Genomic DNA, 10,387 nt, shown 5'->3' on the forward strand with positions numbered 1-10,387 from the left:
TTAGGCACGCCGCCAGCGTTCGTCCTGAGCCAGGATCAAACTCTCCAAGAAAGTTGATTAGCTCATAAAATAAAACGTTGGCTCGTTTCAAAAGAAACGAATATTATTGTTTGTTGACGTTTTTGTTTGTTTAGTTTTCAAAGAACAATACATCACTTTAATTAGTGACAAGAATTCAATTATAACATTTCGTTTCATAGAAGTCAACTTCTTTTTGAAGTTTATCTTTCCTCCTAAGCGACAAATAATAATATAACAAATAATCTGCATGAAAGTCAACTTCTTTTTGCGGAAAATTTTAACCTTAAAGAAGTTTTTAAAAGCATTTAGTTTTTATGGTCAATAGCTAAAATAGATGCCTTTATAAAAGTAATGATTCTTTTCATTAGTAGAACACCTCATTTTTGTGTTCCCTATGATGTTTTCTTAATCAGCTAAACTGTCCCTTTAGCACTACAAGAAACATACTAAGATTAGTAGAAGTGAAGAATGGCAGAGAACCATTAGTCCAGACACTATAATAGAAATTACCTGATTTTATAGATGTAATTTCATATAGATGTCGGTCCTTAATCTATCATAGGGATTTATCGGGCAATAAACCCATTTTTTAAAAATATCCTAATCCCTATTATACTTGTCCACAACTATAAAAAACTCCCCTTTTAATGTGCAGAAAGTTTACCACATTAGAAGGAGAGTATAGACTTCTATCAGAAGAAATATAAAAAAATTAAGGAATAAAGTGACTGTCATAATAACGATAAGAAATGGAAAGTTTCGTTTCATTTCATCCTTGCCTAATCCATCTATCCATGTTTGAAATGTGATTTATTAATTGATAACTTACTTTCAACAGGATAACCCGCATGAACATCTATTTTTACCAAAAAACATGGAATAGGCTGAAGGAAATTCCTGATTGACCCTTTGTACTTCCTTAACAAATTCCTCCTGATTTATAGGAACTCGGGATAATACATCTGCTTTTTGCTGTGTATCAATGCTGGCTCCTGGAGGTACAAAGCTATTGGGCTTAAGTTTTACCCCGCCCGTGACAACTGATCCTTTGGAGACAAAACTGCCCTCACCTATCCATGCGTTATAAACAATTGCATTAAATCCAATAAAAACACGATCATCAATTCGACATGGCCCATGGATCATGGATCCATGAGCACAAGATACCCAATCGCCAATATAGATCGAAAACTTCATACGGTTAACCTCCATGTATTTATCTTTCAACCCATGAAGGATTACCCCATCCTGCAAATTGGTATTCTTCCCAATATAAAAAGGCGTTCCTTCATCCGCACGAATACTTACGAATGGTGCAATATAAGTATTTTTCCGAATGGTAACGTCCCCGACGATAAAAGTAAAGGGACTTAAGAAAGCTGTTTTGCTGATGGTTGGATACTTTAAAGATGGATTCACAGATGTTTGAGGATTGGAACCTACAAAGTAACTATAAATATTTAGGGGTTTATATTGATTACTTGGATGATTCCACATTTTTTCTCCTTTCAAATGAAAACTTATTATTGATAATAAAAATACGTAAGTTTTCTGAATTTAATACCTGATTAAAATGCCGTTTCCTAATAAAAGAAAACGGCTTTCTTTATTTCCTATTTTAAACAAATGTTTTTTGTAAAATAAAAGTTCACAATGTTGCAGAGAATTTGGCGTAGCTCGACTTTTCATAGAAGAACGCCTTTTTATTTTTAAGCAAAAACTAAGAAATTTTAACTGTTTTTTCATTTAAAATTCATAATAAATTAGTACAATTTCTTTTGGAAAACAAATAATGACTCAAATCATTATGAAATCTAGTCTAGATACTGGATTTATTTTTTACATAAAAAATGGTCAACATATTAAAATCCAAATAATTGGGATGTGGTGTATCCTTTGAAAAGTATTTTCATTATACCCTTATTAATAAGTACTTTATTGTTATCTGCATGTGGTGCAGTTAATGTTCCTATAAACACAAATAAGCCTCAAATGATGAACATGAAGCCAGTTAGTGGAAATGAAACAAATTCAGAATGGTCTGCACCAGAAGTTATAAAACCTAACCAGAATGTGACCATATCAATACTTGTTAAGGATAAAAATAATAAACCTATTAAGGAATTTGAGACGGTTAGCACCAAAAAGATGCATTTAGTTGTGGTTAGTAAAGACCTCTCTTATTTTACTCATATTCATCCTACATTTGAAGGCAATGGATTATTCAAAATTACTACCCAATTTCCTAAAGCTGGAGATTATAAACTCATTGCTGAAATGACACCCGTAGGAGCTGGTGATTACAGTATAGAAAACCACTGGCTAACTGTAAAAGGTCCAATACCAGCTACGGTACCGATTATACCTGAAACAAGCCTAACTAAGGTTATTGATGGAACAAAGGTATCCCTTTCTTTTGATGGAAAACCAAAAGCAAAAAAAAATATAGAAATGACATTTACGTTAAAGGATGCAAAAACAAATAAACAAATAACCAACTTAAAACCATACTTGGGTACGGTTGGACATGCAACATCGATTGATCAGGACGTTAAACAGTTCATGCATATTCATCCATTGTATCCCAAAGGGAAAGGCCCTTATGTTGTATTCATGACCTATTACCCAGCAAAGGGTGTTTACAAGGTCTGGGGGCAATTTAATGTAGATGGTCATATTCTGACCGTTCCGTTTGTTTTCAATGTTGAATAGTATTTGAAGTTAAAAAACGACCAATTCAGAGGATGAATCGGTCGTTTTTTTATCATATTACTTTTTACGAAATACCATTACCAGAGCGACTAGTGAAAGAAGAACTGAAACCACTGATAAAATTAGCGGAAGAGTGCTAGATTTATCAGAATCTGTGGTTGTAACATCCGCTGCTTTTGTTTCTTCTTTTTTCGGTTCTTCCGTTTTTGCCGCTTTATTAATCACGTAGTTTTTTAATATCGTTTATTATTTCATTAAAGTGAGACTTCTGAAATCCATAATGTTTCACGATCTCCCCGTTTTGGTCAATAAGATAAAAACTCGTTGAATGGATCACCTGATTAGATGATTTTGGTTTTTGGACGAGAGTCTGAAATTCTTCCCTCGCAAACGTCTCAATTTCCTTTTGATCATAGCCAGTCAGCAAATGCCAGTTTGAATCATCCTTCGTAAATTTCGCGATATAGCTTTTCAATACATCGGGCGTATCAACAGCAGGATCAACACTGAACGATACAACCTCTACTTGAAGCTTTTCTTTTTTCATTTCGTCACGAAGTGCCACCATGCTGGCAGTCATCGGCGGACAGACTGTTTCACAATTAGTAAAGATAAAGTTAGCAATCCATACCTTCCCTTTAAGGTTTTCTGCTCCAAATGGCTGCTTATTTTGATCCGTAAACGTAAATGGTTGGATTTGATAGGAACCATCTTTGTTCATCCCGCATGCGGTTAATATAGTAAAACAGAATAAACATAAAATCAGCCAAGGTTTCCTCATATAAAAACTTGTTTCTCCTTATCTTTTTATTCGTAATTCCTTTGATTGAATAAATTGAAAGTCAGCTATTCATCCTGTAAAACGGGTATTTGAACGATAACAATGGTCCCCTCCACTGGATCACTTGTAATCGAAAATGTCCCGTTATGCAAGGTCACAATTTGCTTTACAATCGATATGCCTAATCCAGAACCTCCTGTAGAACGGCTTCGTGCCTTATCGGTTCGAAAAAAACGTTCCCCAATGCGAGGAATATCTTCTTTTTCAATCACATTCCCTTTATTGGTCACACGGAAAATCATCATTTCCTCATCCTGACGCAGTTCAATCTTTATTTCACTTCGGTCAGAAGTATATTTGACCGCATTATCGATAATGTTATAGAAAACCTGTTCCATTCGTTTGCCATCACCACAGATGATGATGTCCTCTTCAATATTTACTTCGACCTCGATTTTATTTTGAGCAAATCGGATGTGAAAAAGCTCCAGTGTATCAAAGAGGAGCTGGGCAATCGCTATCGGTTCCTTCTCAAGTACATATAAATTTTCTTGTAAGTAATTCAAATCAATCAAATCATGTACAATTTTGTTCAAGCGGTCGGTTTCCTTTTCAATCGTAGTTAAATAACCTTCTGCTTCCTCTTTAGAGGTATATAAACGTTGTTTAAGCGCTTGTGTATAACCGCCTATGTAAGTTAGCGGAGTCCTTAATTCATGGACCACATTTGAAATAAACTCCTTCTTTCGTTCCTCTTGTTTTTCTAAAGATAAACTCATTAAATTGAAAGCTTCCGCCAGCTGTCCCACCTCATCGAGATTTTTCGCCTCAAGGCGCCTTGTGTAATTTCCTTTTGCCACTTCTTTCGATAGCTTTTGCATTTCGGTTAATGGTTTGAATAAGGAATGGCGAATTCGATTGACTACAATAAACAACAAGAGAAAATAAACACTGCCTACAAGGATGAGGATTGGAATACTCCCTTGAAATACCTCCTGCATGGCAGCGAGCGGGACATAAATAAAAACCAGCCCGATAATTCCTGTATCACTCAGAATAGGAAACACTGCCCCAACGATATCTCGGTCAAATTCTTTCACATATCCTTCTTTAATTATATAATCTCCTTGGTCTAATTTCTTTTGGTCACCTCGTTTTAATAGTGCTTCCCCGTCGATTTTATAAGGAAAATGTTCGTCTAGTTCTGTAAAGTCATTAACAACAATCACTTCATACTCTGAAACGATATTAAACCAATGAATCTTATCGATTATCTCTTCATTTAATGACCCATAATGAAAATGGGAAGCGGTATTTTCTCCCTGGTAAACAACAGATTCACGAATGCTTTTTAAATATAAATCCTTGTAGAGAAAATGGAGAAAGAAAAAGGAAAAAAGGATGGTGCATCCGATTATACCCAAAATAAGAATGAGTACTTTTTGACTCAACGTAACATTCAAATTCTTCAAAGTTACACCTCAAATTTATAACCTTTCCCCCAAATGGTTTGTATAAGTGTGCCATGACTTTTAAGCTTTAGCCTTAATGTCTTTATATGGGTATCAACCGTTCGTTCACTGCCCGTATAGTTGTAGCCCCAAATCAAACGTAACAATTGTTCTCGCGAAAACAGTTTCCCTTTATTTTTAGCCAGTAAAGAAAGGAGTTCGTACTCCTTTAAAGTTAGAGAGAGGGGGATGCCATCGAGCAGGGCTGTATGGGAATCAACATCTAAAATCAGCGGACCAACCTTAAATCGATCACTTGACTGAGTTACATTCTTAGTTCTTCTTAAAACTGATTCGATTCTGGCTAATAATTCCCCCGATTGAAAAGGTTTGACGATATAATCATCCCCGCCAATTCTTAATCCATGCACCTTATCCCATTCTTCTCCTTTAGCAGATAAGAAAATGAGTGGGATATCATGTATTTTTTTCACCTCTTCAGCAAAGGCAAAACCGTCCATATATGGCATCATAATATCGACAAGTATAAGGTCTGGCATTTTCTTATGTATTTTAGAAAGGGCCTCCATTCCGTTTGAAGCCTGTAATATGGTATATCCTTCATTTTGTAAAAATGTTTTCACTAATTCTCTCATCTGTTCTTCATCATCGACGATCATAATTGTTACACCCATCAAATCTTTTCCTCGCTTTTTTGATTCGAATACAAGCATCATACCTATCTTACCTTTTAATTGTGAAGTTTTTGTGAGATTTCCCCCACTTTTAACGACTGCTGATGTCCTATTTTTTCTTGTCGCTATTCTATTCAAAAAAAATGGATTACTTCACATTTTTCTCACAAATCTCTTATATGCTTGAAACAAGCAGATAGAGATTCTACTATAACTATTTACAAAAAGAGGAGTACAGAATAAATGGAAACCGTTAAAGTAAACGCGACGACTCAAAATCAAAAACAAACAAGCACTTCTCTTTATAAAATCCTATGGAGATGGCATTTTTATGCTGGTATTATTTTTGCGCCGTTTCTTATTATTCTTTCTATCACAGGTTCCATCTATTTATTTAAGCCCCAGATTGAACAAGTGATTTATAAGGATTACTACCACGTGACCCCTAAAGGAGAAAGAGTATCTGCAGCTCAGCAGATTGAGGAAGTCAAGAAGGAATATCCAAACTCAGTAGTAACGCAATATCGTCCAGGCGAAAGCACTTCGAGGTCAAGCGAAGTCGGCATCACGTTCAAAGATAAATCTCTTACCATCTTTATTAACCCTTACACAGGGAAAATCATGGGGGAGTTAAATAAAGAGAACCGAATAATGGATAAAATCGAAGAATTTCATGGTGAGTTAATGGCTGGTACGATGGGGGATCGGATTGTTGAGTTAGCAGCTTGCTGGACAATCGTTTTAATGATCACTGGACTATATTTATGGTTTCCCAAAAAGAAGCAAAGTCTATCTGGCGTTGTTATTCCAAGATTAACTAAGGGAAAACAGATATTAAGACGAGATTTGCATGCCGTACCTGCCTTTTGGATCGCAGCAGGAATGTTATTTTTAGTCATGACTGGTTTACCTTGGTCGGGTTTCTGGGGCAGTCATTTTCAAACAATCGCAACCAATTCGGGTGCAGGGTATCCCCCATCTATCTGGTCGGGCAGCGCGCCAGCTTCTACTATAAAAACTAAGGACATAGCAGAGGTTCCTTGGGCTGCAGAAAATTTGGATGTCCCTGCTTCCAAAATTCAAGGCTTTATTCCACTATCGATAGATGATGTGGTATCGATCGCGAGGCGTAAGGGGATTGATCCAAGTTACTCGATTTCCATTCCTCAAGAAAAAGAGGGCGTATATACCTTTTCTGCATTTCCATCAAAAGCGCAGGATGAAGTTACAATGCATATTGACCAATATACCGGTGCTGTTCTAGCTGATTATCGTTATGATAATTACGGACTAATTGGAAAAATCGTGGCTTTGGGAATTACCCTGCATAAAGGAACGCAGTTTGGTTTGATCAACCAATTGGTCAGTCTGTTTATTTGTTTAGGGATTATTCTTGTGGCCGTTAGTGGATTTTATCTATGGTGGAAACGCAAGCCAAAAAAAGAATTAGGTGCACCAAAGGCTCCAGGTATCAAAAACATGAAACCTTTTCTAGTTCTTATGATTGGTTTAGGTATATTGTTTCCTTTAGTAGGATTATCACTAATTTTTGTATGGATATTGGACTGGTTCATTATTCAAAGAATTCCTGCCATAAAGAGATTTTTAAATGCTTAATTCAAATATAAAGGGAGTTTATACAGTGAAAAAATATGTATGCTTTTTCTTCTCCGTTATGTTCAGCTTCTTGCTAACTGCCTGTTCAGGTGAGAAGGATGTGGCAAATCTATATAAACAGGAACAACCTCTCGAATTAAACATCATGATCCCGGAATCGTTCTCGGCTAATCATCAGGAAACGATTAAAGCCGTTCTTACTCAAGGTGGAAAAAAGGTCGAAAGGGCAGACTTTGTTCATTTCGAAATATGGAAACAAGATGGTTCTGTTTCCTATGGTATGGAGGAAGCTCATGACGAAAAATACGGAACGTATAGTTTAACTAAAAGCTTTGATCGAGAGGGTCTTTACTTTATAAAAGTGCATGCCAGTAACAAAGGCTCTATTATTATGCCTAAAAAACAGTTTATTGTGGGAAAACTTTCTGAAAGTGATATTAGCTTCCTTAAAAAAGGAGCACAACATGAAAATGGAAGTATTGAACATCATCATTAAAAGTTATTCTTTGAATCCTTAAACTAGAAACAGGTATTGTAAAGGCAAAGCAGGCTTTAGTTGAACAAGAAAATCTATTGTCTTTTTATTAGACCTTGTTAAAAGCCCTTCTCTAACGAGAGGGGCTTAACACTTATTTATCACGATATAAAGCAAATCCATCTTCTTTGCCAATTCTAGCGTACTTCCATAGCAATTATAAACAGTCATACTTCTATAAAATCAAATGGTGGAATACTTTGCTTAAAACGAAATACATTATGAGGATCTACTTCTGTTTTAACTTTCCTTAGCCTATTAAAATTCTCCCCATAATATGACTCTGGCCAATTTTTTATAAAAAGATCTGGCCAATTGACATAATCACCCTTTATATATGGTTTTAATGCGACTCTCAATTCTTCAGTCCACTTAATATTTTTTCTTGCTTCTGTTTCATTGGTCCACTTTGTTAAATATTCTTGTGCAATTATCGCATTCCTATGATAATAGGCTGTTTCTTTTGGAGAAATGTGTTTAACAGCACCACCTAATGACTGTTGCCAAATAGAGGCTTCTTCGTTTGGTGCTTTCGCTAGAAATTGTTTCATAATAAAAATAGCTTTTGGAGAAAGGGCTTCATAAATAAATGAACCTGATCGTTTAAATAAGGAAGGAATATTTCCGGCCGGATCATTAAAATGTTCAACTGCTTGAATAAAAGGCACGTTGGAGATTTCTATTTTTCTAGGTTTTGTATGTTTCACGAGTGGTCTAATTAATTTTTTTAGCTTGTCCGATGACCCTATATATTGCCCTTCTGCGATAATTAAATTTTTACCTTTTGCATGTAATTCAATCGAGGAGGTTAATTTTGGATCCGTAAATGGCGCCCAATCTTGCCAAGCCTGGAATGCTTCTTCTAATTGCTCCCAGTCCCACTCTACCGTGAAGATGGATACATTGGTAATTGGATGTAACCGAAATTTAAATTGGGTCACAATACCAAAGTTACCACCGCCTCCCCCACAACATGCCCAAAATAAGTCAGAGTTTTTTTCTTTACTAGCTTCAACAATTTGTGCACCTCTTTCCCCTTTGGGAATAGCAATTCTAAGACTAATGAGGTTATCACATGTGAGTCCAAAAATTCTTGTTAACATCCCAATTCCCCCGCCTAATGTTAATCCAGAAAGACCAACACTAAACTCTGTACCACCTGGCAAAGCCATTCCGTAATCCCATATCGTGGAGTATACATGTCCTAAATTGGAGCCTGCTTGAATCGAAGCTGTTCGGTCTTTGACATTTACAGATATTTGATCCATGTCGCTTGTATCTATAACTAGCCCACGATTTAATAGGGAGAAGTTTTCGTAACTATGTCTGCCACTTCTTACCCGAAAAGGAACGTTATTTTCTCTAACCCACTTTAATGCATTAACGATATCCCTTTCATTTTGGCAAAAAACAATTGCACCAGGAAACTTAGAGAGATTTAGATTATAATTTATCCGAGCTCTTGGATACTCTGGGTCATTAGGGAGCACAATTCGCCCCGTCAATATCGTCTTCATACTTTTCACCACCTTAATTGTTTTATACCAATCTATGATTTTTTTAAAGGTGGTGGAACGGCATAAATCCTACTCAATATCAATATCAGACTAGAACAAAGTACAGCCCCCTTTACAGTAGTCCTCCTATTTTGCCTTAAAGAAGAATCTTCACTTCTTCAACTCCCTCAGTTTAATACGAATATCTCTCGAATGCTCACTTATTCGCAGGATTTCATAACCCTTGTAATTGGAATCACGGGTAAATGAAATGAGTTCAGATCATATTGGCTTCGTGAAGGCATAGTTAAATAAAGGAGTCAGCTACCACTCCATATTTTACCATATAATGTACATCTCCACGCCGCCCCTGGAGGCTTTCCCTCCCATGTCTCAACGGGTCAATTGCCCTCTCATTCCTTCGTCATGCCTCTCCAAGGGGTGGAGGCCAGTTATGCTAAACTGATGGGTCACAGTGCCCTTTTGTTGAAGAAACCTGGTACTCCGTACATATTTGAAATCCTACGAATAAGACAACATTCAATATTAAAGAGAACTATATATTATACTTTCTATTCCTATGCTGCTAAAGGGATTACGACTTGGATTTTATTGGGACAGTAAGACTCATTTCTTCGTGCTATTCCTACAAAAATCCTTGCTAGTTTACCTATCAGTTTCATAATTGATTTCATTTTCTTTAACTTCTTTACCTTCACATTATGGGAATGGAGGGCTTTAAACTCAGGGTTATTCATCACAAGGCTCATAGTTGCTAAGTAGAGGAATCGTCGCAGTCTGGACCTTCCACGCTTTGAAATGACAATCTGACCTTTCCATTTGCCTGAGCTCGCTTCAGCTAGGTGTAATCCCGCATGACGTAATAGAGAGTTTCCATGAGAAAAACCACTTAGATCTCCCGATTCACCCAGTATCCCGGCTAATGAAATTTCACTTATTCCTTTAATCATAAGTAGTTTTTTTGCGAATGGTATTTTGTTGAGAACTTCTTTAACTTGTTGTTCAACTCTTTCGAGTTGTTTTACAGCGAGGTCATATTCCTCTAATAATTGTTCTAA

At 36.3% G+C, this 10,387-nt stretch carries 10 protein-coding genes; 3 read left to right on the forward strand and 7 right to left on the reverse strand.

Annotated elements, in window-relative coordinates; translation table 11 throughout:
• Positions 1-852 precede the first annotated feature (852 nt).
• Positions 853-1,518 (reverse strand): LbetaH domain-containing protein, encoded by a 666-nt coding sequence (locus AC59HZ_RS30960; protein WP_496549545.1) that lies wholly within the window; start codon positions 1,516-1,518, stop codon positions 853-855.
• Between the two features lie 495 nt (positions 1,519-2,013).
• Between AC59HZ_RS30960 and AC59HZ_RS30965 the strand changes: the two genes are divergently transcribed.
• On the forward strand, positions 2,014-2,733 hold the full coding sequence (locus AC59HZ_RS30965; RefSeq protein ID WP_496549546.1) for a DUF8832 domain-containing protein: 720 nt from the start codon (positions 2,014-2,016) through the stop codon (positions 2,731-2,733).
• A gap of 57 nt (positions 2,734-2,790) precedes the next feature.
• On the opposite strand, the gene AC59HZ_RS30970 is transcribed toward AC59HZ_RS30965, so the two are convergent.
• From AC59HZ_RS30970 to AC59HZ_RS30985, 4 genes are all read right to left on the reverse strand, one after another.
• Complete coding sequence (locus AC59HZ_RS30970; protein ID WP_496549547.1) at positions 2,791-2,958, reverse strand: hypothetical protein; 168 nt, start codon at positions 2,956-2,958, stop codon at positions 2,791-2,793.
• The gene (locus AC59HZ_RS30975) at positions 2,951-3,514 is read right to left on the reverse strand and encodes an SCO family protein (protein ID WP_496549548.1); all 564 of its coding nucleotides are present in this window, start codon (positions 3,512-3,514) and stop codon (positions 2,951-2,953) included. Before AC59HZ_RS30975 ends, AC59HZ_RS30970 begins: the two co-directional genes overlap by 8 nt.
• A gap of 65 nt (positions 3,515-3,579) precedes the next feature.
• Positions 3,580-4,986: a sensor histidine kinase gene (locus tag AC59HZ_RS30980; RefSeq protein WP_496549549.1), complete on the reverse strand. Its 1,407-nt coding sequence runs from the start codon at positions 4,984-4,986 to the stop codon at positions 3,580-3,582.
• 2 nt (positions 4,987-4,988) lie between these two features.
• Positions 4,989-5,702: a response regulator transcription factor gene (locus AC59HZ_RS30985; RefSeq protein ID WP_496549550.1), complete on the reverse strand. Its 714-nt coding sequence runs from the start codon at positions 5,700-5,702 to the stop codon at positions 4,989-4,991.
• A gap of 201 nt (positions 5,703-5,903) precedes the next feature.
• Here AC59HZ_RS30985 and AC59HZ_RS30990 point away from each other — a divergent pair, with 201 nt between their 5' ends.
• Both AC59HZ_RS30990 and AC59HZ_RS30995 read left to right on the forward strand, forming a co-directional pair.
• A complete protein-coding gene (locus AC59HZ_RS30990; RefSeq protein ID WP_496549551.1) occupies positions 5,904-7,277 on the forward strand; it encodes a PepSY-associated TM helix domain-containing protein in 1,374 nt (457 codons plus the stop codon).
• 25 nt (positions 7,278-7,302) lie between these two features.
• On the forward strand, positions 7,303-7,773 hold the full coding sequence (locus AC59HZ_RS30995) for a FixH family protein (protein ID WP_496549552.1): 471 nt from the start codon (positions 7,303-7,305) through the stop codon (positions 7,771-7,773).
• 206 nt (positions 7,774-7,979) lie between these two features.
• On the opposite strand, the gene AC59HZ_RS31000 is transcribed toward AC59HZ_RS30995, so the two are convergent.
• The gene (locus AC59HZ_RS31000) at positions 7,980-9,329 is read right to left on the reverse strand and encodes an FAD-binding oxidoreductase (RefSeq protein WP_496549553.1); all 1,350 of its coding nucleotides are present in this window, start codon (positions 9,327-9,329) and stop codon (positions 7,980-7,982) included.
• A 557-nt stretch (positions 9,330-9,886) separates the two neighbouring features.
• A partial coding sequence (locus tag AC59HZ_RS31005; protein ID WP_496549554.1) for a transposase occupies positions 9,887-10,387 on the reverse strand: 501 nt, incomplete at its 5' end.

Source organism: Neobacillus sp. DZ-9 (assembly GCF_059587065.1).